The sequence below is a fragment of the Kitasatospora sp. NPDC089913 genome, assembly GCF_044748625.1.
Lineage (GTDB): Bacteria > Actinomycetota > Actinomycetes > Streptomycetales > Streptomycetaceae > Kitasatospora.
Genome location: NZ_JBIVGI010000014.1, coordinates 103,553 through 128,642, shown reverse-complemented (window position 1 = coordinate 128,642; position 25,090 = coordinate 103,553). Strand labels below are relative to the sequence as shown.

Sequence of the window (25,090 nt, the reverse complement as noted above, 5' to 3'; positions counted from 1 at the left end):
CCGCGCAGCGCCCGCGGCCGGGGCACGCCGCCGCCCTACGCCGGCCGGGCGCCCGGCGCGGCGAAGTCGGTGAACAGCACACGGCGCTCCCCTTCGGTCAGACCGCCCCACACGCCGTACGGCTCACGGGTGGCGAGCGCGTAGCGGCGGCACTGCACGCGGACCGGGCAGCGGGCGCAGACCGACTTGGCGTGCTGCTCGCGCTCCTTGGCGGCGGTGCCGCGCTCGTTGGCGGGGTGGAAGAATATGCTGCTGTCGACACCGCGGCAGGCTCCCTCCAACTGCCAGTTCCAGTGCTGCTCGACGGCTCCGGGGAGGCGGGAGATCTCGGTCATCGCGGGCCCTTTCCTGGCGGATCGGTCGGTTCGTCCGCTCGTCTAACCCGGATGTCCCGGTTCATGCCCCCTGTTCGTGCGACCGTCCGTACGACCGGCCCCGGCCGGGTTCGGGCGGGCCGAAGCGGGCTCGGGCGGGCTCAGGCGGACAGCAGTCGGCGCAGCCAGCCGTCCCAGTCGATCCGGGCCGACTCCGAGCCCATCGGGACGGTGCGGCCGGTCGCGGTGAGGAACCGCGCGAGCGGCCGGGCCGGGGTGTCGAGGAGCGCCACGCCCTCCTGACCGCCCAGCGCGATGAGGACGCGCCGCCCGGTCGCACTGGGCTCGATGTGGACGTCCCCGTCCCCCGCCGGTCCGCGCAGCCCGGCGGCGAGCAGCTCCCGGGCCAGGACCCAGACCGTCTCCTCGCCGCCGCCGAAGTCCAGCCGGACCGCGTAGGGGTCCCCGGCCTCGTACCGGCACTCGACGGCCAGGTCCCGGCCCCGGTCCTCTCCGGTGATCAGACGCATCGTCAGGTGTACCGCCACCGCTTTCGACATCGGCCTCGCCCCCGCTCTTTCCTGTGCCGGACACTGTCGGCCCCCGTGTGCCCCGGACGGCCGGAATCATGCGGCGGCGTGGCGGCGTGGCGGCGCGCGGTGCGCCGGTGCGGCTTGCGCCGGTGCGCATTACGGCGGTGCGCAGTACGACGGTGCGGCTTGCGACGGCGTGCCGTGCGGCGGCCGCGCTCAGCGAGGGCCGAGCAACCGGGGGACGCCCACCTCGGCCCAGATCGTCTTGCCCTGGCCGTGCGGCTCGGCGCCCCAGCGGTCGGCGGTCCGCTGCACGATGAACAGGCCGTGGCCGCCGGGCAGCGCCGGGTTGTGCGGCCGGCGCAGCTCGGGCATCGCGGGGCTGCGGTCGCTGACCTCGACCCGCAGCCGGGCCTCGGTGACGTGCAGGACCAGCTCCAACGGGCCGTCGCCGTGCAGCATCGCGTTGGCGACGAGCTCGGCGACCAGCAGCACGAGGTCGTCGGAGGCACCGTCACCACCCCCGGGCGCGGGAGCGGACGGGAACCACTCACCGAGCGCACGGGCGGTGAACGTCCGGGCGTGGGCGACCGGTTTGGGGAGTCCGGCGAGGGTCAGCCGCCTGCGCTGACCGCCGACGGGGGCCTCGGGCCCGGCCCGGTGCGGGTCGCCGTCCAGGGTTCCGCTGCTCATCGTCATGCGAGGGCGCCCTTTCGGATCGACGGCGATCTGTCGCGTGGTCGGTTTCCCGGCAGTCCCGGAATTATGCCCGTTGCGCGTGCGATCGGGGTACGCGTCCGGGCGCGGAAGTCCGGGAACGGCCGAAGGCGGCGGTCCGGCCGCGCACGGAGGGGAGGGCCGCGCGGGGAACGGACGGCCACCGCCGCCGGACGGCCGAGACCTGCTCAGCGGGCCAGCGCCCCGGCCACCGAGTCGTGGATCGAGAACACCGCACGGGCACCGGTCAGGTCGAGCACCCGCATCACGGTGGGCGGCACGGCGGCGAGCCGCAGCTCCAGCCCACCCCGCTCGGCCGCGATCCGGGTCCTGAGCAGCACGTTCAGGCCGGAGGAGTCGCAGAATCCCACCCCGCCGAGGTCGATCACCACGGCCTCGGGGCGCTGCGCGACCAGAGCGCCGAGTGTCTCGGCGGCCGGCGCGAGGGTCTCGATGTCGAGATCGCCGACGAGGACGCAGATCATCGCGCCGCCGGGCGCGGAGCGGGTCTCCACCATCAGTCCGGGACGGTACGGGGGGAACGCCGCCAGCGTGGTGTCCCCCGGGTCGTTGTCGGATGGCATCATCGTCGTCCCCTCCGTGTCCGTGCCCTCCGACGATACGGAGGCCGTGCCCGTCGGGCCAAGTGAAGGGTTTGCGGGTCAGGCTTGCGGGTCAGGCTTGCGGTCAGGTCTGCGGGTCAGGCTTGCGGTCGGGTCTGCGGGTCAGGCTTGCGGGTCAGGGGCCGCCACGCCCTCGGCGGCCGCGCCGGACGACACCCTCAGGCGTCCTCCAGGCCGTCGCGCAGCCGGCCGAGCGTGCGCGAGAGGAGCCGGGACACGTGCATCTGGGACAGGCCCAGCCGGGCACCGATCTGGGACTGGGTGAGGTCCTCGCAGAAGCGCATCGACAGGATGCGGCGCTCGCGTTCGGGCAGGGCGGCTATCAGGGGCTTCAGCGCGACCAGGTCCTCGACCAGGGCGAGGTCGTGGTCGTCGGTGCCGATCTGCTCCCCGAGCGGCCCGGGGTCGGCGCCGCCCTCGGGGCCGCCGCCGTCGAGCGAGCCCGCGGTGTGGCCGTTGGCGGCGGTCAGGCCCTCGACGACCTCCTCCGGGGTGAGCGAGAGGTGCTCGGCGAGTTCGGCCACGGTCGGGGCGCGGTCCAGACGCTGGGCGAGCCGCTCCTGCGCGCGGGCGAGCGTGATCCGCAGCTCCTGGAGGCGGCGGGGCACGTGCACGGCCCAGGTGGTGTCGCGGAAGTGCCGCCGGATCTCGCCGAGCACCGTCGGCACGGCGAAGGTGGTGAACTCCACGCCGAGCGTGGGGTCGAACCGGTCGATGGCCTTGATCAGGCCGACGGCGCCGACCTGGAGCAGGTCCTCCTTCGGCTCGCGGTGGGCGTCGAAGCGCCGGATCGCGAACCGCACCAGGGAGAGGTTCAGCTCCACCAGGGTGGTGCGGACGTACGAGTACTCCCTGGTCCCCTCCTCCAGCGTGGCCAGTCGGCGCAGCAGCTGGCGGGTGAGGTCCCGGGCGTCCGCGGGCGCCACCTCGCGCGGGTCGTCCACCGCCGCGAGTTCGGGCGGCAGCAGGTCCCGCAGGCCGGAGCCGGTACCGGGAGTACGGCCGGGACCGTCGGCGCCGGGGGCGGTCGCGGGCGTCGCGGGTCCGGAGGGGTCCGCCGTCGGGGCAGCGGCGGAAACGAGCAGTTCACCGGTGGGGGCCACCATGGGAGTCCTTCCGTCGTGTCGGCACGGTCCTGGCCCGGTACCCCCGATCGGCGGAAGGATGCGGCCGCCCCGCGTGGAGATTCGGTGAACCGCGACTCGTGGGGATCCGGTGCACCTCTGCGGCACGGTCGCCCCGGGCGTCCTCACTCGATCCAGACCAGGACGCCGTGCCGACGGGTCGCGACCGCGCCGAGGAAGTCGGCCAGGGCGCGGTACTCGGCCGTCACCAGGTGCAGCGCGTCCTCGGAGTCCCACAGTCCGTGCGGGTAGATCCGGGCCTCGGCGAGGTCGGCGGCCGAGATCCCCTCCGTCAGCCGGCCCGGGTCCAGCTGCGCGAACGTCCCGGCGGCGAGGCGGACCCGCTCGGGGGTGATCAGGCACGGCGGGCCGTAGCCCCAGTCCTCGGCCCCGGGCAGCTCCGCCTCGCCGTACACGACGTCGACCGGGAACTCGCGGCGGCGGAGCAGGAAGTCGAGCGCCTGCCATGCCCTGCCGGTGCCGTGCAGACGCGCCCACGCTCCGCCGGACCTGCCGCCCCGCGCTCCCTCGTCCAGTTCCTCCGCGAACTCCCGGACCCACTCCGGGTCCTGTCCCGCCCGCTCCAACTCTCCGGCGCTCAGGCGGAGATACCTCCCGATCATGCTCATGGCCGCAGCCTAGGCCGGGGCACCGACAGCGCGAGCCGGTCGGGCCGGTCCGGGACGGGCCGGCCCCGGACCTGGCCCGGCCGGGTGTCAGCGCGGGCGGTAGCCGGCGGCGGGCGGGGCGGCGGCGTCGACGGGGACGGCGAGCACCGCGCCGGACGGGGGCGGTGCGCCGGGCAGGCCCAGCCGGGCGGTGGTGACGAGGAGGCGCCCGCCGGCCGGCGGGAGGCAGACGGAAGTGGGCTGGGGTGCCGGCAGCGGGACGACGGCCGACAGGGTGCCGTCGGGCTCGTAGCGGTGGACGGCCGCGCTCCCCCAGACCGCGACCCAGAGCCGGCCGCGGGTGTCGACGGTCATGCCGTCGGGGGATCCGCCGTCGGTGATCCGGACGAACTCCGTCATGTCCAGCGGGTTCCCGTCCGCGTCGAGGGTGCAACGGTGGATGACGCCCGCCGTGCTGTCGGCGACGTGGAGCAACCGGCCGTCGGCGCTGAAGGCGGGGCCGTTGACGATGGTCAGTCCGGTGAGGACGCGGTGGACGGTGCCGTCGTGGTCGGTGCGGTAGAGCGAACCGGCGCCCGGGGTCTCGTCGTACGCCATGCTGCCGGCCCAGAAGCGGCCCTGCGGGTCGCAGACGCCGTCGTTCATCCGCATCGGGGTGGCGGTGTGCTCCTCCGGGCGGGCCAGCCACTCGGTGGAGCCGTCCGGGCCGAGGAGGGCGATTCCGGTGCCCGCCGCGGCGATCCAGTGCCCGGGGCGGCCCTCGACCGGGGCGACCGCGCCCAGGGGCACGTCCAGGCGCAGGAGTTCGCGCGGCGTGCCCGGCTCGGTGCCGGAGACCTCGAGGAGCCGGCCGGTGAGGATGTCGGTGAAGACGAGCCGGCCGTCGACCCAGCGGGCGCCCTCCCCCAGCTCATGGGTGCCTGGGGCCCAGACGAAGGGCTGCTGCTCCTGCTCGGGCATGGTGGTGGTTTCCGTTCTGCGAGGTCCGGTCGGGGCGGGTGACGCCGGCGACGCGGCCCCCGCACTCCGCCCCGGGCGTCCGCCACGGCCTCACCGTAGTGCGCGCGACCGGCGCTGAGAAGATCCGTACCGGCACCGACACCCGCCCGGCCCCGTGAGCACCGACCACCGGCACCCACCACTCGCCGCCCGTCGCCCGTCGCCCGTCGCCCGCAACTCGCCACTCGCCACTCGCCACTCGCCACCGGAAGTCGCCACCGGAAGTCGGCCGTGCACGCACCGCCCACCCTTCCCCGTTCGCCGAACCGCTCGGACTGCGCCACCGGGAGTTGTCCGTACAACCTCCGCACCACTGCTAGCCTCCGGCGCGACCGTCGGCACGGACCGGCCGGGGACCGGACGCCTCCCGGCACCCCTGTCCGCCGTTCCTAGTACCGGACCACTGCGGAGTCCCGGTGCGCGGAACGGGGAATGAATGACTGTCACACCAGAGGTTGTCACATCCATGCCAGACCACCCTCACCCACCGGGACGACCATGAACACATTCGCGCGCCGCGCGCTGGCGGCGGGGGCCGCCCTGCTCGCCTGCGTCGCCATGACGGCGGGCACCGGCACCGCCGCCGGAGCCACCACGACCGCCTCCGGGCCGTCCGGGGCGGCACCGGCGGTCCTCGACGGACCCGCCCTGTCCGCCTCCTGGACCGGTCCGCTCAGCACCCGGGGCCGGTACGTCGTCGACGCCACCGGCGCCCGCTTCAAGCTGAAGTCCGGCAACTGGGCCGGCGCCCAGGGCACCTGGCAGGGCAGCGGGTCCACCACCGACCCGGCCGACAACCAGGCCGGGCAGGTGTCCTACAACCTGCCGCTCGGCCTTGACCGGGCCCCGATCGCCGACATCCTGAGCGGCTTCCACCGCCTCGGCATCAACAGTGTCCGGCTGCCGTTCGCCAACGCCCTGCTGCACGACCCGAGCACCGTGCCGGACGTCGCCGTCACCGCCAACCCTCAGCTGCGCGGGAAGACTCCGCTCCAGGTGTTCGACGCGGTCGTCTCGGCGCTGACCGCCGACGGCTTCGCGGTGATCCTCAACAACCACACCACCAGCTACCGCTTCTGCTGCGGCCTGGACGGCAACGAGCGCTGGAACAGCGGCCAGTCGACCCAGCAGTGGATCGACGACTGGGTCACGCTGGCCGGCCGGTACAAGGACAACAAGCGCGTGGTCGGCGCCGACCTGCGCAACGAGGTCCGCCGCGACACCTGGGACGACCCCAACTGGGGCCTGGGCGACAGCCACGACCAGTACGCCGCCTTCGAGGAGGCCGGGAACCGGATCCTGCGGACCGCCCCCGACCTGCTGGTCGTCATGGAGGGCATCAACTGGTACGGAATACCGGCCGCCGGGTTCAGCCACGGCCGGCCGCAGCTGACCCCGGTCCGCACCCTCTCCAACGCCCTGATCGACTCGGGCAAACTGGTCTACTCGGCACACTTCTACGGCTACACCGGCCCGGCCAACACGGGTGCGGCGAGCGGCTCCGCCGGCTCCACGGGCGACCCGCGCTACCAGGACTTCACCCCGGCACAGCTGGCGCAGGTCGTCGACGACGAGGCCCTGTTCGTCACCCGGTCCGGCCAGCACTTCACCGCGCCGGTGTGGATCAGCGAGTTCGGCGCCGGCGGCCGGGGCTCGACCGACGCCAAGGAACAGGCCTGGTTCGACAACTTCACCCGGATCCTGGCGGCGAACGACACCGACTTCGCCGTCTGGCCGCTGGTCGGCTGGCACAGCAACGGCGTGCCGAACGACAGTTGGGCGCTGCTCGACTTCGACACCGCCGGCCGCCCGCTCAGCCTGGAGGACCAGGGCGACTGGCGCGCCCCGTACTGGAACCGGCTGGTCGGAGCCCCCTCGTACACCGGCCAGGTCGCCCCCTCCCCGCACTGGGGTCTGCTCGACCTCGACCACGCCGACCTCGACCTCTCCCGGCGGATGCTCGCCCGGCCGGACTGGAGCCCCGGCAACCGCAAGGGCAACTGCCCGGACGGCCAGCGGCTGGTCGGCCTCGCCCGCGGTGACGGCCGCGGTCTGTGCACCGACGCCGGGCAGCCCGCGACCGGCACCGGCGACTGGACCACCGTCACCGACGAGCGCTACGTGACCCACGGCGACTGGGCCTCCGGCTACAACAAGCTCCAGTGCCCGGACGGCACGTTCGCCGTCGGCCACAGCGTGCGCTCCGACGCGATGTCCGCGCTGCTCTGCGCTCCGCTCGCCGCCGCCCCGGCGTCCGGCGGCAGCCGCACCCTGTGGTTCGACCACGGCGACAACCGTCCCACCACCGGCGGCTCGTCCGGCAGCGACTGGGCACCGGGCCACTACAAGGGGCAGTGCGGCGACAACGAGTACTTGGCCGGCGTCGCCTACACCTGGAAGTGGCTGCACTACGGCGTCCCGGACGCGCTGCTCTGCCGCTCCCTCGCCTGACTGTTCGTCAGGCGGTGTTCGCCGGACGGGCACCGTCCGGCGAACACCGCTCCGGCAGCGGGCGCTTCCGGGTCACCGCTCGCGGCCGTCCCGGAACACGGCCGTGATCAGCGCGTCCAGCGCCGCCGGAAAGACCTGCGCCGGGTCCGTCCCGGCGTCGCCCGTGGTCAGACCCGCGGTGAGGGTCCGGCTGCCGTCCGGGGCGGCGATCATCAGCGCCCCGTAGCCGCCCGGGGCACCTCCGTTGTGGTGGACGACGGTGCCGCGCTCCGGGCCGAGGTCCTGCACGAACAGTCCGAGGCCGTAGCCGAGCATCCCGTGCGGTGTGCGCATCTCCTCCAGCAGCGGGGCCGGCACCAGTCGGCCGCCCAGCAGTGCGGAGAAGAAGGTGTGCAGGTCCCGGGTGGTGGAGATCATGTCGCCCGCGCCGGTCAGCAGCGAGCTGTTCTGCCGAGACACGTCGACGACCTTCCACTCCTCGCCGTCGCGGTAGCGGGCGTAGCCGTGCGCGTGCGGCTCGGGCAGCTCCGGGGAGTCGCCCGGCACGACGGTGTCCCGCAGCCCGAGCGGCTCCAGGACGTACTGGCGCATCGCCTCCGCGTACGGTCGGCCGGTGACCGCCTCGACCAGCAGCGCGGCCACCGTGTAGTTGGTGTTGGAGTAGCTCTGACCCGTGCCCGGCTCGAAGCGGGCCGGCTCGGCGAGCGCGAACCGCACCAGCTCCTCCGGCCGGTAGCCGTGGAACCGGTTCTCCACCCAGGGCCCGCCGACCGAGGGGAGCCCCGGCACGAAGGTCCCGTCGGCGTCGAGCTCGCCGGTGTAGTTGTAGAGCCCGCTGGTGTGCTGGAGCAGCATCCGCACGGTGATCCGCCCGTCCAGGCCGAGGTCCGGCAGATGTCCGGCCACCGGGGCGTCCAGCCCGATCGCGCCGTCCGCGGCGAGCCGCAGGACCAACGCCGCGACGAAGGTCTTGGTGCTGCTGCCGATCCAGAACCTCCCCTCCACCGGCGGCAGTTCGGTCCCGCCCAGCTCCCGTACCCCGGCGGCGCCGACCCAGGCGCCCCGCTCGTCGTGCACCCGCAGCTGGATCCCGGCGAACCCGGCGTCGACGAACGCCCGGGCGGCCGCCAGCAGTTCGGGGCGCTCGGACCCGACGGCGTCCGGCGACGGGGTGAACGCGTCCTGGGCAGCGGTGTTGACGGACATGGTCGTGCCTCTCTTCGGGGTGCCGTGTTGCGTCGCAGACGTTCGCGAATCGTTGAACAGTGACGAAGCTACATTGCGTTCAGATTTCGGTCAACAGCACACCGGGCCATGGAAGTGCCTCGAGCGAAGGCCTCCTGACCCATCGATTGCAATGGCTGGGCGCTCAATGCAACGCCGACCACCCTCGATCGTTGCAATGGCCTGCGATGAACGCCCTCGGGGGCGGGTCCGCCGGCGACCCGCGCCGGCGGACCCGCGCGGCCCCGGTCAGCTGTGCTCGGGCGCACCGCACCCGGGGTGCGGCACGAAGCCGTAGCTGCGGAGGATCGCCCGGCCCTCGTTCGACCGGCACACCCACCCGTTGAAACCGAAGATCGCACGCAGCGCGACGCCGCGCGGCTCGGTGGAGTACCAGTCCTCGCTGCGCACAGCGGTGGTGACCAGGTACGCGAACTGCGAGGCACCGAAGGCCGAGGCGACGATGTGGTTGACCTGGTCCACCGGGACCAGCCCGCCGAACGACCGGAGGGTGAGGCTCCCGGGCTGGTCGCCGGGCCCGCCGTGGCCGCCGTAGACCTGGCCGACGTAATGGCCGGCCGAGTACGGGACGATCGCGTCGGGGTCCTGGAACTCCGGCGAGGTGCCCTGGTTCTCCGTCGCGACCCCGGCGACGCAGCCACCGAACGAGAAGGGGCTCGTGACCGAGAGCTTGTTCAGCACCCGGTAGAGGGCGAGGGCGGTGTCCGACGGGCTGAACCGGCCCCCGGGCAGCAGCGGGTGGATGGTGGCATCGGGCAGCGCGGGATCGATCTGCCGCCAGTTGGTGACCTCGCAGGCGTAGATGCTCCGCACCTGCCAGGCCGTCAGGTTCGCCGGGGCGTGTCCGCCCGCCGGCGCCGCCCAGGTCACCGCGTCCCTGGCGATGGCGACGAACAGGGTGTTCGGCAGGTCGGTGCTGAGCATGCCGCGGTAGGCCCGGCTGAAGTCGAGGGTCCGGTTCGTGCGCATGGTGAGCTCGAAGAGGCCGGCCTGGGTGCTGTTCGGCCGGCGGATCTCGTCGGCGCCGGACTTCGGGATGATGGACGTGTTCCCGGTGGCGTCCCAGCTGTAGATGCGGGGCGAGGCGGTGTCCCCGGCGGCGGCGAGTGCGGCGTTGTAGTCGCTGGAGATCCGGTTGTAGAGCCCCTGCGTCAGCGGGGAGCCGACCCCGACGAGGTCGGTGGCGGCGGGCACGGGCGGGTCGGCGAGCGCGGGCGTGGTGACGGTGAGCGCGAGCGCCGAGGCCAGCGCGAGGGCAGAGGCGGCCCGGGCAACAAGTCGGAACACGGTGTGGCTTCCTTCCGGGGAGCGGTCGACGGGATCCCGGCGTATCCTCGGCGGCCCCGTCCCGGCGTCGTAACCCCGACCCGACCGGCCCCGGCAGGGCGCCGCTGGTCGCCCCTGCCCCCGCCGCCGAGTGTTCTTCCAGCAGCCACCCCCAGGACCACGGGTGCGGGCGGCACTTGCCGACGCGGCGGGTCGTGTGATCGGATCACGGCGGCATCGCGTGCCGGTGACGGACTGCGTCAGGCATGGAGGTGCGACAACCGAAGGGACGGCCCGACGTGGCTTCCCAGGACGGCGGCCGTGCGGTCGCCCTCGGCCGGCAGCTCTCGCTGGCCCACGACGAACTGCTTCGTCTGATCAACGACCTCAAGTCCGGTGCTGGGCACCGGCGTACCGGCGGCGGGACGCTCGCCGCCCACTGTCTGGCCTTCTGCGGCGCCCTGGAGACCCACCACCGGGGCGAGGACGACGGACTGTTCGCGCAGTTGGTGCGCGAGCGGCCGGATCTCGCGGGGACGGTCACGAAGCTGGTCGAGGACCACGGCCTGATCTCCTCGATCCTGACCCGGGTGGCCGAACTCGCCCGAGCGGCCGCCACCGACGGCGGTGAGGGCCCGGACGAGGCGATCCGGCGCGAACTCGACGGGCTGGCGGCGATCATGGAGTCGCACTTCCGGTACGAGGAGCGGGTGATCGGCGCGGCGCTCGACCGCACCCTCCCGGACGGCGACTGGCCGGAGCCGGTCTTCCGCCCGCTCCGGACGTGACCCCGCGACGGTGACGCCCCGGGCGTCGGCGCCCCACTCACCCGGGACCGGGACCGCCCCCCGGAGGGCCCGGTCCCGGTCCCGGATCCGTTCGGGACCAGGATCCGGCCCGACCCCGGATCCGTCCCGGGCCGGGGGCCGTGTCGGGCCCTCCGGGGCGCCCGGCGAGAATGACCCGGTGACCACAGTTCTGAACCCCGCCGACGCCGCGTTCGCCCGCGACCCCTACCCGTACTACGCGGGGCTGCGCGCGCGGGGCCCGGCAGCCCGGGTGGACCTGTCCAACGGAACCTCGGCCTGGCTGGTGACCGGCTACCGCCAGGCCCGGGCGGTGCTGGCCGACGCCCGGTTCTCCAACGTCCCGGCGCCGCGGGCCGGCGGGTCCGCCCGGGTGGGACCGGCGGCCGGAGCCCGGTCCGTGCTGGAGCGCCACATGCTCAACACCGACGGCGCCGAGCACCGCCGCCTGCGCCGACTGGCCTCGGTCGCCTTCACCCCCCGCCGGGTGGACGCCCTCGGCGAGCGGATCGCCCGGCTCACCGAGGAGGTGCTCGGCGGGCTCGCGGAACGCCTCGACCGCGAAGGGTGCGCCGACCTCGTCGACGACTTCGCCTTCCCGCTGCCCGTCCTGGTGATCGGCGAGATCCTCGGCGTGCCCGAGGAGGACCGGGCGGACCTGCGCAACTGGACCTACCGGGTCGGCTCCCCGGCCGGCGCCCTCGCCCCCGGCGAGATCGACGACGCGTGGCAGAGCCTGCACCGGTACTTCACCGGGCTCATCGCGGCCAAGCGGCAGCAGCCCGGCGAGGACCTGTTCAGCCTGCTCGCCGCCGACCGGGACGCCGAGGCGCTGGACGACACCGAACTGCTGGCGATGGCGTTCCTGCTGCTCTTCGCGGGCTACGAGACGACCATGAACCTGCTCGCCTCCGCCTCGCTGCTGCTGCTCGGCCACCCCGGCGAGCTGGCCGCGGCCCGCCGGGAGGGCGAGCCCCGGTGGGCCGCGGTGGTCGAGGAGACGCTGCGCCACGCCAGCCCGCTGGAGGGCACCACCTGGCGGCGCACCCGGGAGGAGGTCGACCTCGGCTCCGGCACGGTCGTCCCGGCCGACTCCTCCGTCCTGGTCGTCCTGGCGGCCGCCAACCGCGACCCGGAGGTCTTCCCCGACCCGGACGCCTTCCGGCCCGGCCGGTTCGCCCCCGGTGACGGCCGGGCCCTGCCGCACGTCGCCTTCGGGCACGGCCCGCACATCTGCCTCGGCGCCCGGCTGGCCCGGCTGGAGGCGACGATCGCCCTGCCCCGGCTGTTCGACGCCCTGCCCGCGCTGTCCCTCGCCGCCGACCCCGCCGCTCTGCCGTACCGGCCGGGCCTCCTGGTGCGCGGCCCCCGCAGCCTCCCGGTCCGCCGGAAGGGCTGACCCCGGGGGAACGGCAACCCCACCGGCCTCCCGGCGCCGGCACGCCGCCACCGTCCTCCCGGCGCCTGCACCCCGCCACCGTCCTCCCGGTGCCGACCGCGCCCGGAACCGGCCCCCGGTCGGTCAGCGCTCGGGGAAGGAGAAGGTCCGGCCCTCCGCCCTGAGCCGGGGCAGCAGCCGCTCCAGCGCCTCGACGGTCTGGGCGCGGTTGCCCCCGCCGTCGTGCAGCAGCACCGTCGGGCCCCGGCGGAGCTGCTCCTCGACGGTCTCGACGATCCGGTCCGCGCCGGGCCGTTCGAAGTCCCGGGTGTCGACGTTCCAGCCCAACGGGCGCATGCCGTGCGCGGCGGCGATCTGACGGCTCTCCGGCGTGAAGGCACCACCGGGGGCCCGGTAGTAGGGGACGGGCGCCCCGCCGGTGGCGTCCTGGATCATCCGCAGCCCGTCCAGGATCTCCCGTTCCTGGTACCCGACGTCCTTGTGGTCCATGGCCGTGTCGTGGCTCACCGAGTGGTTGCACAGCCGGTGGCCGGCCGCGACCACCTGGCGGGCGAGCTCGGGACGGGCCCGGGCGTCGGGACCCAGCATGCAGAAGACGGCCTTGACCCCGTTGCGGGCCAGGACGTCCAGTATCCGCGGCGTCCACTGCGGGTCCGGCCCGTCGTCGACGGTCAGGTTGACGGTGTTCCCGGCGTCCTCGGAACGGCGGGAGATGCTCATGTCGACCACCGGCGCGGGCAGCCCCGGCACCGGCCCGGCCTCGGCCCCGGTACCCGTACCCGTACCGGCCGCGGACGGGGAGCCGGTGAGGCCCGGCAGGTGCTCGGGGCCCTTCATCAGCACCCCGGCCGCTCCCAGCAGGGTCACGGTGGCGGCGCCCAGGACGGCGGTCCGCAACAGGGCGGTGCGGCGCCGGGAGGCGCGCGACGGCCCGCCGAGGCGGGGGTACCAGCTGGACGGGGTGGCGTCGGACGGCTTCGGCTCCTGCTGCGGGCGCACGCTGCTCCTCGGAGGGGGACGGGCCGGTGGTCCCGGCGGACTGCCGGACGGCGTGTCCACCACCCTCGGCCGCGCGCTTGCGGGGCCTGTGAGCCGTGTGTGAGCGTTTCGCAACAAGGCGCCCCGGACCCGTGCCACAGCCGCGTTTCCGCAGGTGGAGGCCGGATACTGGCGGTCATGTCACGGGTACTGCTGATCGAGGACGACGACTCGGTGCGGGAGGCGCTGGCCCTGGGCCTGCGCCGCCAGGGCCACGAGGTGCGCACCGCCGCCTCGGGCGAGGAAGGGCTGGAGCGGGCGCACCGGGAGCCGCCGGAGATCGTCGTGCTGGACCTCATGCTGCCCGGGATCGACGGCTTCGAGGTGTGCCGGCGGCTGCGCGGGGCCGGGCCCACTCCGGTGATCATGCTGACCGCCCGCGGCGACGACGTGGACACCGTGCTCGGCCTGGAGGCCGGGGCCGACGACTACGTGGTCAAGCCCGCGCAGTCCCGGGTCCTGGACGCCCGGATCCGGGCGGTACTGCGGCGGGCGGGCACCGCCGGGGCCGAGGCCGACCGGGAGGCGCACGGCGACCTGGTGCTGGACCGGGCCGCGCTGACCGTCACCAAGCGCGGCACCCCGCTGCCGCTCGCGCCCGGCGACCTGCGGCTGCTGCTGGAGCTGGCCGCCTCGCCCGGGCGGGTGCTCAGCCGCGAGCAGTTGCTCGAATCCGTGTGGGGGCTGGGCCGCCAGGACGACATCCGTCTGGTGGACGCGGGTGTCAACCGGCTCCGGGCCAAGATCGAGGACAGCCCCGCCGCACCCCGTTACATCCAGACCGTGCGCGGCTTCGGCTACCGCTTCGGTCCGCTGTGACGGGCGCTCCGTCCTCCCCGCCGGGGCCGCCCGCCGGGAGGACCGTTCCGCGCCGGGTCCGGCTGCGCCGGGCGATCGCCGGGCTGCGGCCCCGGCTGCTGGCCGCGTTCGTGGCCGTCGCCGCGCTGAGCGCGCTGGCCACCGCGGCCCTCACCTACCGCGCCGCCACCAACTCCACCCTGGAACTCACCCAGGACACCGCCCTGGACGAGCTGCGCCGCCGGGTCGACGTGCTCGCCCCGGCCCTGCCGTTCCCGCCCACCCAGGGCGAACTCGACCGGCTGACGGGACAGTTGTCCGGCACCCGAGGATTCCGGGACTGGCGGGTACTGGCCGCCCGGGGCACCGACCACTCGGAGTGGACCCAGCCGTTCGCCGTGCCGGCGGCCCTGGAACGGACCGTGGGCGCCGGCCACGCCGCGTTCCAGCGGTTCACGACCGACGACCGCCCCTGGCTCGCCGTCGGCATCCCGGTCACCTACGCCGCCGAGCCCCGGACCGCCTCCGGCCTCGCCGTCTACGCCGTCCTGCCGCTCGACCGCGAGCAGAGCGCGGCGAACGGCCTGCTCGCCGCGGCCGCCGGGGCCGGCGCGTTCGCCGCCGTGCTCGCCGCGGGCCTCGCCCTGCTGGCGGCCCGCCAGGTCCTGCGGCCGGTCCGTGCGCTGGGCGACGCCGCCCACGCCCTCGCCCAGGGCCGGCTCGACACCCGGCTGACCGTCACCGGCCACGACGAACTCGCCCAGCTCTCCAAGACCTTCAACCACACCGCCCGGACCCTCCAGGGCACCATCGAGGAGCTGCGGGCCGTGGAGTCCCAGGGCCGCCGGTTCGCCGCCGACGTCTCGCACGAACTGCGCACCCCGCTGGCCGCCATGGTCGCCGTCACCGACATCCTCGACGAGGACGCCGAACAGCTGCCCGCCGACACCGCGACCGCTCTGCGCATGATCAGCAACGAGACCGGACGGCTCACCCGGCTGGTCAACGACCTGATCGAGATCTCCCGGCTGGACGCCGGCGCCGCGCCCCTGCACACCGAGGACGTCGACGCCGTCACCGCCGTCCGCGAGACCCTGGACCTGCGCGGCTGGGGCGAGGGGATCGTGCTGGACCTGCCGTCCGCCCTGCCGGTGCGCCTCGACCCGCGCCGCTTCGACGTCGTCGTCGCCAACCTGGTCGGCAACGCCCTGCGGCACGGCCGGCCGCCGGTCCGGCTGGCCCTGCGGGAGGCCGACGGCGACCTCGTGCTGACCGTGACCGACCACGGGCCCGGCGTCCCGGCCGCCGAACTGCCGCACCTGTTCGACCGCTTCTACAAGGCCGACCGGGCCCGCCGGCGCTCGGAGGGGAGCGGGCTCGGCCTGGCCATCGCGCAGGAGAACGCCCGGCTGCACGGCGGACTGATCGAGGCCGCCGACGCGCCCGGCGGGGGCGCGGTGTTCACCCTCGTCCTGCCGCTCGGCAACGACCGGGAGGAGCAGCGATGAGCGTCGCCGAGGAACGGCGGGGAGGGACCGGGAGGAGCAGCGGTGAGCGTCATGGAAGAGCAACGACGAGCGTCACGGAGGAACAGCAGTGGTGAACGTCCCCCTTCGCACCGCCGCGGCGGCCGCCCTGCTGCTGGCGGTCGCGGGCTGCTCCGTCACCGGCACCGGGGCCGTCCGCAGCGGGCTGCCGGCGACCGGTGTCCAGCCCGGCACCCGCCTGTACTTCCCGGGACCGGAGGGGCTGCGGCCGGTCGTCCGCGCCGACAGCCCGCGCGAGGACCTGCAACAGACCCTCGACACCCTGCTCGCCGGGCCGGACCCGGCGGAGCAGCGCGCCGGCCTCTACACCGCCCTCCCCGCCGGCGGCCGGGTCGAGGCCGTCGGCAGCCCCGGCACCGTCACCCTGCGGCTGTCCTGGTCGACCGCCGCTCTGACCACCACCGCCGTCCAGCAGCTGGTCTGCACGGCCGAGGACGCGCCCACCGCCGGGCCTCCGCCCCAGGTCGCCGTCCTCAGCAGCGACGCCCCCGGGCCGGTCCGCCAGCAGTGCGACCTGCACCGCACGGACTGACCCGCGGAGGAGTCCCGGGGGCCGCCGACCACGGGGCCCGCCGGCCGAGAGGCTGCCCGGATCCCTCCCTATGTCAATGAAGTTGTCATATCCTGCCGCCATGACCGAACGCGTGGTTCCCGAGCCCGAGCGGAAGCGCCGCCGGCCCACCAAACAGGGCGTCGTCCTGTCCGCCGAGCTGATCGTCGACACCGCGCTGCGGCTGATCGGTCTGCACGGCGCCGAGGCACTCACCGTCCGGCGGCTCGGGGCCGCGCTCGGCGCCGACCCCAGCGCGGTGTACCGCTACTTCCACAGCACCGACGACCTGCTGATCGCCATCGCGGACGAACTCATCGGCCGCGCCCAGCACGGCTGGCGGCCCACCGGCGACTGGCGGGCCGACCTGCGCGCCATCGGCCTGCGCATCCACGCCGCCTACCAGGCCCACCCCCAGGCCGCCCTGCTCGCCGCCCACCGCACCACCGGCCGGGCCAACGAGATCACCGCCGTCGAGAACATCCTCGGCATACTGCGCGACGCCGGTTTCCCGGACCCGGAGGCCGTCCGCGTCTACCACGCCTTCGTCGACCAGAGCCTCGGCTTCGCCGCCCTCGACGCCGCCGCCCTCGCCCTGCCCTCGAGCGCTCTGAGCGCCGACTACCAGGTCTGGCAGAGCTCCTACGCGCGCCTCGACGCCACCACCCACCCCCACATCGCGGCCACCGCGCACCTGCTGGCGGCCGACATGAACCGCAGCGCGTACCCGCAGGCGCTCGACCTGCTGCTGGAGGCCGCCGAGGCCCGGCTGCGGGCACCGCGCGAGGCGTGAGCGTGAGGCGTGAGCGCGAGGCGTGAGCGTGAGCAGCGCGCCGGGTCCGGGGCGAGGTGGCCGCTGGAAGGCCGGTGGAAGAACATTCGCCGTCACCGCGGGCGGGCCCGCCCCGGCTGACCTGCGGCGCGGTGGGGCGGCGGGCCCGCGGGCCGGCGGGGCGGAGGCTTCCGGCGGCCGGGCGGGCGTCCGAGGATACGGCGGGATCCCGACGGACCACGCCTGAAGGGCAGTTCACGCCATGCTTCGCCACGTCCCCCGCCTCGGTGCCCGGCTCGCCCCGGCCCTCGCCCTCGCCTCCGCGCTCGTCCTCTCCGCCGGCGGCCCCGCCCTCGCCGACCCGGCGACCCTGCCCAACGCCCAGGACCTCGTCGGCGTCGGCGCGCAGGCGACCGAGAGCCTGCTGAGCCGGTTCGCCACCGACTACAACGCCGCCCTGACCGCCGGCGGCGACACCACCTCGCCCCGGCTGTCCGGCTGGGACTCCACCCCGGCGGCCCCGATCGTCCCCAAGTACGGGTCGGTGACGATCTGGCGCCCGTTCAGCACGGACGCCGGCCTGATGGCCATCGACATGTACACCTCGTCCAGCATCGACTACGCCCGCGCGGCCCGGCCGCCCCGGCCCACGGACCCGGCCTACCTGAACTTCGTCGCGATGGCCAAGGACGCCGTCAGCTGGGCCTCCCCCGCCGGCGGGAACGCCCCGGCCACCCTGACGCCCGCCCAGCTCGTCGGCATCTACGCCTGCCAGATCACCAACTGGCGCCAGATCAGCCCCGCCCTGCCGGACGCCGTCATCCGCCCCTATGTGAGCGGCAACGTCACGGTGGACCGCTACGGCGTGCACGGGTCCGGGCTGGACTCCACCTCGTACTTCCTGGAGAAGATCGACTACGCCCGGGCGATCGGCCAGGACCAGGTGACCGACCACTCCTGCGTCGGCGTCGTCGCCCGGGAGAACCAGGGCACCGACACCGTCCTCCAGGACCCGAACGCCCTCGTGCCGTACTCGGTCGGCCGCTACGTCGGCCAGGCGTACGGCGGCCACACCTCCCCCGGCGACGAGCCGGGGCCGCTCACGCCGCGCGCGATCAACGGCGTCGCCTCCGTCAACACCACGGCGCATTCCATCAACGCGGCGTTCGCGGTGCTCCCGTTCGGCCGGATCCTCTCCAATGTCGTCCGGCAGAGCGAGTGGACCGCGCAGAACGCCCGGGGCGCCGCGCTGCGGAACGTCTTCGGCCCGGCCGGATGGATCTGCGCGCACACCACGACCACCGTCCGTGACCAGGGCTTCCAGCCGCTGCCGGGTTCCGTGTGCGGGACCGTCATCCACTGACCGTTCGCGGGGCGTCCGACGCCCGGTGCCCGGCCCACCGTCCGTCAGCGGCCCGGGCACCGGGCGACAGGCACCGGGCGTCAGGCGACCGTGCCCGGACGTGCCGCCGTGGCACGCAGCAGGTCCCCCAGCAGGACGAGGTCCACCGCCTGCGGCTTCCGGAAGCGCAGGCAGCCCTTGCCCATGTCCTGGGCGGCCAGACGTCCGGCGAAGGCGTCCCGCACGTCGGGGCGCATCAGGTAGAAGGAGATGTACTGCTTCTGGCTGGCGAACGCGACCTCGGCGACCCCGTCCCGCTCGTACGCGGGCATGCCGTAGGCCATCACCTCGGTGAAGTCCGCCAGCTCGCGGCGGCACAGCCTGCGGAGCTCGGTCAGCACCTCGCGACGGTCCTCGGGCACCTCGGCCAGGTAGCTTTCGACGTCCTTCGCGGTACTTCGCACCATTCCAGGAGGCTATGCCGGTGCGCCGGCTCCGGGCAAGGCCGGGGGCCCGGGCCCCCGGGCGGCCCGCGCCCCGGCGGACCGGAGCGAACGATCGGGGCGGACCGTGGCCACCGGCCGGGGCGACCGATCGGGGCGGCGTGTCGAACGCCCGATCGCCGCTCCCGGCGAGAGGGTGACCGGCGGGGGATCCCACGAGGAGGAGCGAGAATGCCCGAAGTCACCACGCCGTACGCGACCGGCACCCCGTGCTGGGTCGACCTGATGGCCAAGGACCAGCAGGCCGCCCTGGACTTCTACCGTGACCTGCTCGGCTGGCAGGGCAAGCCCGGCCCGGCGGAGTTCGGCGGCTACGCGGTCTGCGAGCTCAACGGCAGGGCGGTGGCCGGCATCGGCCCGACGATGAGCCCCGAGGGCATGCCGGAGCCGCCGACCGTCTGGACCAGCTACCTGGCCAGCACCGACGCCCAGGCCACCCAGGACGCGATCGTCGCGGCCGGCGGCACCCTGCTCGCCCCGGTGATGGACGTCGGCAACCTCGGCCGGATGCTGGTGGCGGCGGACCCGCAGGGCGCGGTGTTCGGCGTCTGGCAGCCGGGCGAGTTCTTCGGCGCCAAGGTCGTCAACGAGGCCGGCGCGCTGACCTGGAACGAGCTGCACACCAGCGACGTGCCGGCCGCCACCGCCTTCTACGGCGCGGCGTTCGGCATCGAGATCGAACCGCTGGACGGGGCCGACTCCTACTGGGAGCTGCGGGTCGGCGGCCGCGCCGTCGGCGGCGTGACCCTGCTCGCCAACGACCCGCCCGGCACCCCGGCGCACTGGCTGACCTACTTCGCGGTGGACGACGTGGACTCCACGGTGGACGCCCTGGTCAGGAGCGGCGGTACGGTGCTGGCCCCGCCGTTCGACATGATGGCCGGGCGGATGACGGTGGTGGCCGACCCGCAGGGGGCCCCGTTCGCGATGATCACGCCGCAGCCGCTGGCGTAGGCCGGGTCACCGGCGGTGGCCCCGGAGCTGCCGGGGTCACCGCCGGTCGCCCGCCCGGAGTTCGGTGGCGATCTGCCGTCGGCCGGAGACGGCCGCCTCCAGCACCACCGCGGTGCAGACGAGCAGCGCCACGGCGGCCGTCGGCAGCAGCACCGGCAGGACGCGGGGCACCGGCCGTTCCGCCACCGGCGCGCCCACCAGCAGCGACAGGTCGAAAGCAGGTCCGAGCAGGGCGACGGCCCCCGCCGCGACCACCGCGCCGCCGGCCACCGCGGCCAGTGTCTGCGGCACGGTCTCCGCGACGATCAGCGCCAGCCCCTCCCGGGGGCGGAGCCCCATGGTGCGCAGCCGGGCGAGGACCGCCGCGCGGTCGGGCGAAGCCCGCAGGACGGTCAGCAGGACGGCGAGCAGGGCGAAGGCGACGGCGGCGACGGCCGCGGACCGGAAGAGCCGGGCGGTGGAGTGCTGGAGCGGGTCCGCGGCCAGGTCGGCGGCCGTCTCGCGGGCGGTGCGCACGAGGTAACCGTCGGGGATGCCGCCGGGTTCCCTGCTCACCTCCCGGGCCTCCTCGCGCAGGAGCCCGGCCAGGCCCGACGTGTCGGCCAGGCCCCGGGTCGCGAAGAGCGGGCGCAGCCGGGCGCCGTCGATGTCGCCGACGGCGAACCAGTTGTCGGGCCGGGCGAGTTCGGGCAGGCGGGCGGCGGCGGCGCCGACCGGCACGACGACGAACTCCCGGACGGCCTCGGGGAGGGCCGGGGTGGCGTTCACGGTGCCGACGACGGTGGCGAGCAGTTCGCCACCGGGTGTCCGCAGCCGCTGCGGGCCGGGACCGAGTTGTGCGGCGAGGCCGGCGCTGACCAGGGCGGGCACCGGCGGGTCCGGCCGAGCGGCGGTGGACGACGCGGCGCCGGACCGGACGGCGGGGTCGGCCGGGACCGCGGCGCCGGCCGGGACCGCGGCATCGGACAGGACGGCCGGGTCGAACGGGCCGGCCCCGACGGTGCGGGAGATCTCCGCGTAGGCCCGGGGCTCGGCGGCGACGAGGGTGACCTGTACCGCGAGCCGGCCGACCCCGAGCAGGTAGGTCTGCCGCTCGATCCGGACACCGGTCGCGGCGCGGACCCCGGGGAGCGCGTCGGCGGCCGCGACGAACGCCTCGGGAAGCGGCGCGTCCTGCGGGACCAGCACCGCGGCATCGCCGCCGACCGCCGTACGGGCCGCGCGCAGCCGGGCACCGTCGACGGTGTCGAGGAGGGTGGCGCCGAAGCCCGCGGTGGTGACGGCGAGCAGCAGAGCGAGCGCCGGCAGCACGGCCGGGCGGTGGCGACCATCCGGGTCGCGGGCGCTGCGGGCGAGGCCGAGGAAGGCGATCGGGCCTCGGCCGCGCCGGGCGAGGGCGGCGAGCCGGCCGACGACGGGCGGCTGGATCCTCGCGAGCAGCAGACCACCGCTGAGCGCGACCAGCAGCGGTGCGGTGACCAGCAGGGGGTCCGGCCCGTCGGCCGGCGGGGCCGCGCCCCGGCGGCGGACCTCGGCGACGGCCGCACCGGTGACGGCGAGGACGAGGAGTTCGCCGACCGCCCGGCGGCGCCCGGGCCCCCGGGCACCGTCGGTCGGGCCGCCGGTGCCACGGGGGCGGGCGAGCAGGACGGCGGCACGGACCGGGAGGGCGAGGACGGCGAGCAGCGTCCCGGCCACCGCGGCGAGGACGGCGGCGGTCCAACGGGGAGTGGGCAGCAGGACGAGGGCGAGGGCGGTGGCGGCCCCGCCGGCCGGCAGGACGGTCACCGCGCTCTCGCCCAGCAGGCGCAGCAGGATCGCCGCGCGCGAGCCGCCGCGGTCCCGGAGCAGCCGGAGTTCGGCGGTCCGCCGGTCGGCGGCGAGGGCCGCGGCCAGGCAGAGCACCACGCAGGCGACGCCCGCGACTCCGGCGGGGCCGATCGCGGCGAGCGGGGCGGTGGCCCGGTGGCGGGCGGTGGCCTCGGCGAGGACCTCGGGCAGCAGGGTGGTCGCGGTGAGGTCGGGCCGTCCGGTCACCTCGGCGGCCAGGACGGCACCGGGACCGGCCAGGTAGGAGCCGACGCCGGAGCGCAGGGCGGCGAGCCGGTCGGCACGCAGGGCGCGCGGGTCGACCGGCAGCCGCCAGAAGTCCTCGCCGCCCCCGCCCCAGGCGAGCAGGGCCGGGCGGCTGTCGGCGGCGGCGAATCCGGCCGTCTCCCAGCGGACACCGCCGCCGTCGAGGGTCTTCAGGCAGGCGCGTTCGGGGCAGGGCAGCTCCTGCCAGTAGCGGTCGTGGGGCTCGTCGGCGCGGTAGAGGCCGACGATCCTGGCCCGGGCGGCGGGTCCGCTGTCGACGGTGTCGCCGACCCGGAGGCCGATGGTGTCGGCGGCCCGCCGGCTGACGGCGATCGGCAGCGGTTCGCCGGGGGCGGCGGGTCCGGGCCAGGCGCCGTCGGTCAGGGTCGCGTGCGCGGCGAGGCCTTGGAGGTGGAGCAGGTGGAGTTGCGGGGCCGTGCCGCCGGGGCGGTCGTAGCCGTCGTTGAGCATGGGCCGGTCTGTGAGGGCGCGGGTGCCGTGGTGCTCGCCGTCGCGGGTGAGCGGGAGGTCCCGGGCGATCTGCCCGACCAGCCGGTCGCGGGCCGCGTCGAGCTCTGCGGCGGGGGTGTCGGGGCGCGATCGGGCGGTGAGGTGGAGGCTGGTGGCCCGGACACCGCGGTCCTGGACGAAGGTGGCCAGCGCGCTGTTCGCGCCCCGGTCGGCGGCCCGGGGCAGCGCGGCCAGGGTGAGGACGGTGACGAAGGCGAGGACGGCGGTGAGCAGGGCTGCCGTACGCGCCGAGCGCAGCCGGGTGCGCACCCAGGGCGCGGGCCGGTGCTCGTTCCGGCGGCGACCGCGCTCGCGGTGCGTCAGCATGCTGCCCCTCCCCCGGCGGGCACCCCGGAGCGCCCGGCCCACCGGTCACCGGCCCTTGATCACCGAATAGCGGACGATGCTGCCAGACCCGTCCGCGGAAGGGAAGGTCCGTTCGGGCAGAGCGGCGGCCCGGGCGACGGACGACGGGGGCGCGTTCCGCCGGGCGGCGGCGCGGCCCGGCGTTCCCTAGGCTGAGAAACGGTCTTCCACTCCGATGTCAGCAGGAAGGGATCAGCCATGCCGACCATCCTCAACCCCTACATCACCTACAACGGCGACGCCCGGCAGGCCCTGGAGTTCTACCAGCAGGTCTTCGGCGGCGAGCTGGACCTCAACACCTACGGCGACTTCGGCGCCGGGGAGGGCGACGCCGCCGACCGGATCATGCACGGCATGCTGAGGACCGGCGGCGGCCTCGTCCTGATGGCCGCCGACAACCCGCCCGGCACGGACCACACACCGGGCGGCGACATCTCGGTGAGCCTCAGCGGCGAGGACGACGCGGAGCTGCGCGGCTACTGGCAGAAGCTGTCGGACGGCGGCACGGTGACCGTCCCCATGGAGAAGCAGATGTGGGGCGACGTCTTCGGGATGTGCACGGACCGCTTCGGCATCACCTGGCTGGTCAACATCAACCAGCCGCGTTCCTGAGCCGCCCGCGCCCCGGCGGCAGCCCACCCCGTGAGGGCCGCCGTCAGTGCCCCGTGGCACAGTTCCGCCCATGAACATCACCACCACCTCCCACAGTTGGGACGAGGCCGTGGCGCTCTTCGAGCGGCGCGGCCTGCCCGTCGGCTCCTACGAGAACCTCTACGAGGAGGAGTACGACGTCCACGCCGGCGACCTCGCGGTCGAGGGCAACCTCGACCTCGACGCCACCGAGCCGGACGGCACCGGCTACATCATCGACGGCGACCTGACGGTCGACGGCGCGGTGATCAACACCGACGACGGCTGCCCGGCGCTGGTCGTCCTCGGCGACCTTCGGGCCGCCGCCGTCTACCTGGAGGGCGACGCCAAGCTGATCGTCCGCGGGGACGTCCACGTCGGGGCCTTCGTCGGCCACATGACCGACAAGCTCGTGATGATCCACGGGGACCTCAGGACCCGGGTCACCGTACTGTCCTCCGAGTTCGAGCCGGACCTCGTCGGCGGTGAACTGTTCGGCCCGGTGCTCCGCCCGTCCTACTTCGCGCCCTTCCCCGAGGCCGTGCCCGTCGCCCCGGAGACGGTGCTGGTCCCCGAACTGCTGCTGACCGGGGCCGACACCGACCCGGACGAGTGGCGGGGCTTCGACACCCCGGGTGTCCACGGCGGCCGGCTGCTGGAGCGCATCGAGGCCGGTCTGCCGGTGACCCTGGCCGAGCAGACCACCAGGGGCTGACGGCCGACCCGCCGGGGGCCTCCCCTCCTTGCCTTCAACCGCACTTGAAGTCCTACGGTTCCCGTACGACCCGCACCGTGTGCGGGCCGCACGCCCGAGACATCAGGAGGGGACCCCCGTGTCGACCCAGCAGATCTCCGACGCCGAACTCGCCGGCCAGCCCGCCGCCTACTGGACCGGTGTCGCCTACGAGGCACTGATCGCGTTCACCCGGGCCCGGCAGGCCGAGAAGGGCCACACCCAGCCGCAGTTCTGGCTGCTGCGCAACCTGTCGAGGAACGACATCTCGCCCGACGGGGCGGGCATGACCGTGCCCGAGCTCCGGGCCGCCATGGCCTCCTACCTCCGACCCGAGGACGACCTGACGGCGGAGGCCGCGGTACTGGTGGAGCGCGGTTGGCTGACCCGGGACGCCGACCACCGGCTGTGGCTCACCGAGGCGGGCGAGCGGGCCCGGGTCGACCTCGCCCGCAACGCCCCGGCGATCCGCGCCGCCCTCCACGCGGGCATCGACGACGCGGACTACGTCACGGCACTGAAGGTGCTCCGGCAGCTGATCCGCAACGCGGGCGGGACCGTCGACTGACGGGCCCGGAGGGCGGGACGGGTCGGGGCGGCCGTGCGGTGGGAGGATGTCCGGCATGACGGACTCGGACACACCGGACACACCGAACACATCGGCCGCCCCGGATTCGCCGACCGCGTCGGACACAGCGAACGCGTCGGGCACAGCGAACGCGTCCGGTGCTTCGGACCCGGCCAACAGCTCGCCCGGCCAGGACGGCACGCCCGGACCGGACGCGTCCGGCGACGGCGCGACGGTGGAGGCACTGCTGCGGGAGGCCGGCACCGACGCCGCCGGGGCGCTCTGGCGGCTCACCGGCACCGAGCGCCAACTGGACGCCAACGTGGTGCGGTTGCGCCCCGGGGCCGCCGTCGCCGCCCACGTCGAACCCGACCTGGACGTGCTGGTGCTCGGCCTCGCCGGGCGGGGCACTCTGCGCTGCGCGGGCGTCGAGCACACGCTGGAGCCGGGCGCGCTGCGGCTGCTGCCGCGCGGCGCCGAGCGGGCGGTGGCGGCGGGAGTGGAGGGCGTCGCCTACCTGACGGTGCACCGCCGCCGCCCGGGCCTCACCGTCCGCCCCCGCGCCTGACCGCGCCGTCGGCGCCGACGGCGCGGCGG

Annotated in this window: 25 protein-coding genes; 13 read left to right on the top strand and 12 right to left on the bottom strand. The window is 75.1% G+C overall.

Annotated features, from left to right (window positions below; all coding sequences use genetic code 11):
* Window positions 1–35: 35 nt before the first annotated feature.
* The 7 genes from ACIPYS_RS22205 to ACIPYS_RS22175 form a co-directional block, all read right to left on the bottom strand.
* Window positions 36–335 (bottom strand): WhiB family transcriptional regulator, encoded by a 300-nt coding sequence (locus ACIPYS_RS22205; RefSeq protein ID WP_093858562.1) that lies wholly within the window; start codon window positions 333–335, stop codon window positions 36–38.
* Window positions 336–475: 140 nt separating this feature from the next.
* Complete coding sequence (locus ACIPYS_RS22200; protein WP_159424746.1) at window positions 476–844, bottom strand: SsgA family sporulation/cell division regulator; 369 nt, start codon at window positions 842–844, stop codon at window positions 476–478.
* Window positions 845–1,063: 219 nt separating this feature from the next.
* Window positions 1,064–1,546, bottom strand: a complete 483-nt coding sequence (locus ACIPYS_RS22195; protein WP_093858564.1) for an ATP-binding protein — start codon at window positions 1,544–1,546, stop codon at window positions 1,064–1,066.
* 206 nt (window positions 1,547–1,752) lie between these two features.
* Entirely contained in the window at window positions 1,753–2,151 is a 399-nt protein-coding gene (locus tag ACIPYS_RS22190; protein WP_093858565.1) for an STAS domain-containing protein, read from the bottom strand.
* 194 nt (window positions 2,152–2,345) lie between these two features.
* On the bottom strand, window positions 2,346–3,293 hold the full coding sequence (locus ACIPYS_RS22185; RefSeq protein ID WP_093858566.1) for an RNA polymerase sigma factor SigF: 948 nt from the start codon (window positions 3,291–3,293) through the stop codon (window positions 2,346–2,348).
* Between the two features lie 143 nt (window positions 3,294–3,436).
* Window positions 3,437–3,940 carry a YfbM family protein gene (locus ACIPYS_RS22180; protein ID WP_093858567.1) on the bottom strand — a complete coding sequence of 168 codons (504 nt, stop codon included), beginning with the start codon at window positions 3,938–3,940 and terminating at the stop codon, window positions 3,437–3,439.
* A gap of 87 nt (window positions 3,941–4,027) precedes the next feature.
* Window positions 4,028–4,900, bottom strand: coding sequence for an SMP-30/gluconolactonase/LRE family protein (locus ACIPYS_RS22175; protein WP_400748526.1), 873 nt, complete (start codon window positions 4,898–4,900; stop codon window positions 4,028–4,030).
* 537 nt (window positions 4,901–5,437) lie between these two features.
* On the opposite strand from ACIPYS_RS22175, the gene ACIPYS_RS22170 reads away from it, so the two are divergent.
* A complete protein-coding gene (locus ACIPYS_RS22170; protein WP_400748523.1) occupies window positions 5,438–7,390 on the top strand; it encodes a glycoside hydrolase family 5 protein in 1,953 nt (650 codons plus the stop codon).
* Between the two features lie 72 nt (window positions 7,391–7,462).
* Here ACIPYS_RS22170 and ACIPYS_RS22165 read toward each other — a convergent pair whose 3' ends face one another.
* Window positions 7,463–8,596, bottom strand: a complete 1,134-nt coding sequence (locus ACIPYS_RS22165; RefSeq protein ID WP_400748520.1) for a serine hydrolase domain-containing protein — start codon at window positions 8,594–8,596, stop codon at window positions 7,463–7,465.
* 267 nt (window positions 8,597–8,863) lie between these two features.
* On the bottom strand, window positions 8,864–9,922 hold the full coding sequence (locus ACIPYS_RS22160) for a hypothetical protein (protein ID WP_400748517.1): 1,059 nt from the start codon (window positions 9,920–9,922) through the stop codon (window positions 8,864–8,866).
* Window positions 9,923–10,200: 278 nt separating this feature from the next.
* Here ACIPYS_RS22160 and ACIPYS_RS22155 point away from each other — a divergent pair, with 278 nt between their 5' ends.
* Both ACIPYS_RS22155 and ACIPYS_RS22150 read left to right on the top strand, forming a co-directional pair.
* Entirely contained in the window at window positions 10,201–10,689 is a 489-nt protein-coding gene (locus ACIPYS_RS22155; RefSeq protein ID WP_400748514.1) for a hemerythrin domain-containing protein, read from the top strand.
* A 178-nt stretch (window positions 10,690–10,867) separates the two neighbouring features.
* Window positions 10,868–12,106 carry a cytochrome P450 gene (locus tag ACIPYS_RS22150; RefSeq protein WP_400748511.1) on the top strand — a complete coding sequence of 413 codons (1,239 nt, stop codon included), beginning with the start codon at window positions 10,868–10,870 and terminating at the stop codon, window positions 12,104–12,106.
* Window positions 12,107–12,229: 123 nt separating this feature from the next.
* Here the strand turns inward: ACIPYS_RS22150 and ACIPYS_RS22145 are convergent, their stop codons facing one another.
* Window positions 12,230–12,943: a polysaccharide deacetylase family protein gene (locus ACIPYS_RS22145; RefSeq protein ID WP_400748703.1), complete on the bottom strand. Its 714-nt coding sequence runs from the start codon at window positions 12,941–12,943 to the stop codon at window positions 12,230–12,232.
* 339 nt (window positions 12,944–13,282) lie between these two features.
* Here ACIPYS_RS22145 and ACIPYS_RS22140 point away from each other — a divergent pair, with 339 nt between their 5' ends.
* The 5 genes from ACIPYS_RS22140 to ACIPYS_RS22120 all read left to right on the top strand — a co-directional run bounded on the left by ACIPYS_RS22140 (window position 13,283) and on the right by ACIPYS_RS22120 (window position 18,174).
* Window positions 13,283–13,963, top strand: a complete 681-nt coding sequence (locus tag ACIPYS_RS22140; RefSeq protein WP_093858572.1) for a response regulator transcription factor — start codon at window positions 13,283–13,285, stop codon at window positions 13,961–13,963.
* Window positions 13,960–15,450 carry a sensor histidine kinase gene (locus ACIPYS_RS22135; RefSeq protein WP_400748507.1) on the top strand — a complete coding sequence of 497 codons (1,491 nt, stop codon included), beginning with the start codon at window positions 13,960–13,962 and terminating at the stop codon, window positions 15,448–15,450. The genes ACIPYS_RS22140 and ACIPYS_RS22135 overlap by 4 nt, the downstream gene beginning before the upstream one ends.
* Window positions 15,451–15,541: 91 nt before the next feature.
* The gene (locus ACIPYS_RS22130; protein WP_093858574.1) at window positions 15,542–16,021 is read left to right on the top strand and encodes a GerMN domain-containing protein; all 480 of its coding nucleotides are present in this window, start codon (window positions 15,542–15,544) and stop codon (window positions 16,019–16,021) included.
* A gap of 100 nt (window positions 16,022–16,121) precedes the next feature.
* Window positions 16,122–16,832, top strand: a complete 711-nt coding sequence (locus ACIPYS_RS22125; RefSeq protein WP_400748504.1) for a TetR/AcrR family transcriptional regulator — start codon at window positions 16,122–16,124, stop codon at window positions 16,830–16,832.
* Window positions 16,833–17,073: 241 nt separating this feature from the next.
* The gene (locus tag ACIPYS_RS22120; RefSeq protein ID WP_400748501.1) at window positions 17,074–18,174 is read left to right on the top strand and encodes a hypothetical protein; all 1,101 of its coding nucleotides are present in this window, start codon (window positions 17,074–17,076) and stop codon (window positions 18,172–18,174) included.
* An 80-nt stretch (window positions 18,175–18,254) separates the two neighbouring features.
* On the opposite strand, the gene ACIPYS_RS22115 is transcribed toward ACIPYS_RS22120, so the two are convergent.
* Window positions 18,255–18,620 (bottom strand): iron chaperone, encoded by a 366-nt coding sequence (locus ACIPYS_RS22115; RefSeq protein WP_400748498.1) that lies wholly within the window; start codon window positions 18,618–18,620, stop codon window positions 18,255–18,257.
* A gap of 207 nt (window positions 18,621–18,827) precedes the next feature.
* Between ACIPYS_RS22115 and ACIPYS_RS22110 the strand changes: the two genes are divergently transcribed.
* The gene (locus ACIPYS_RS22110) at window positions 18,828–19,610 is read left to right on the top strand and encodes a VOC family protein (protein ID WP_400748495.1); all 783 of its coding nucleotides are present in this window, start codon (window positions 18,828–18,830) and stop codon (window positions 19,608–19,610) included.
* Between the two features lie 36 nt (window positions 19,611–19,646).
* On the opposite strand, the gene ACIPYS_RS22105 is transcribed toward ACIPYS_RS22110, so the two are convergent.
* Window positions 19,647–22,523 (bottom strand): hypothetical protein, encoded by a 2,877-nt coding sequence (locus ACIPYS_RS22105; RefSeq protein WP_400748492.1) that lies wholly within the window; start codon window positions 22,521–22,523, stop codon window positions 19,647–19,649.
* A gap of 237 nt (window positions 22,524–22,760) precedes the next feature.
* Between ACIPYS_RS22105 and ACIPYS_RS22100 the strand changes: the two genes are divergently transcribed.
* The 4 genes from ACIPYS_RS22100 to ACIPYS_RS22085 all read left to right on the top strand — a co-directional run bounded on the left by ACIPYS_RS22100 (window position 22,761) and on the right by ACIPYS_RS22085 (window position 25,061).
* Window positions 22,761–23,174, top strand: coding sequence for a VOC family protein (locus tag ACIPYS_RS22100; RefSeq protein ID WP_093858580.1), 414 nt, complete (start codon window positions 22,761–22,763; stop codon window positions 23,172–23,174).
* A gap of 70 nt (window positions 23,175–23,244) precedes the next feature.
* Entirely contained in the window at window positions 23,245–23,907 is a 663-nt protein-coding gene (locus ACIPYS_RS22095) for a hypothetical protein (protein ID WP_400748489.1), read from the top strand.
* 118 nt (window positions 23,908–24,025) lie between these two features.
* Window positions 24,026–24,493 (top strand): MarR family winged helix-turn-helix transcriptional regulator, encoded by a 468-nt coding sequence (locus tag ACIPYS_RS22090; RefSeq protein ID WP_093858582.1) that lies wholly within the window; start codon window positions 24,026–24,028, stop codon window positions 24,491–24,493.
* A 55-nt stretch (window positions 24,494–24,548) separates the two neighbouring features.
* On the top strand, window positions 24,549–25,061 hold the full coding sequence (locus ACIPYS_RS22085; protein WP_400748486.1) for a cupin domain-containing protein: 513 nt from the start codon (window positions 24,549–24,551) through the stop codon (window positions 25,059–25,061).
* The last annotated feature ends 29 nt before the right edge of the window (window positions 25,062–25,090 follow it).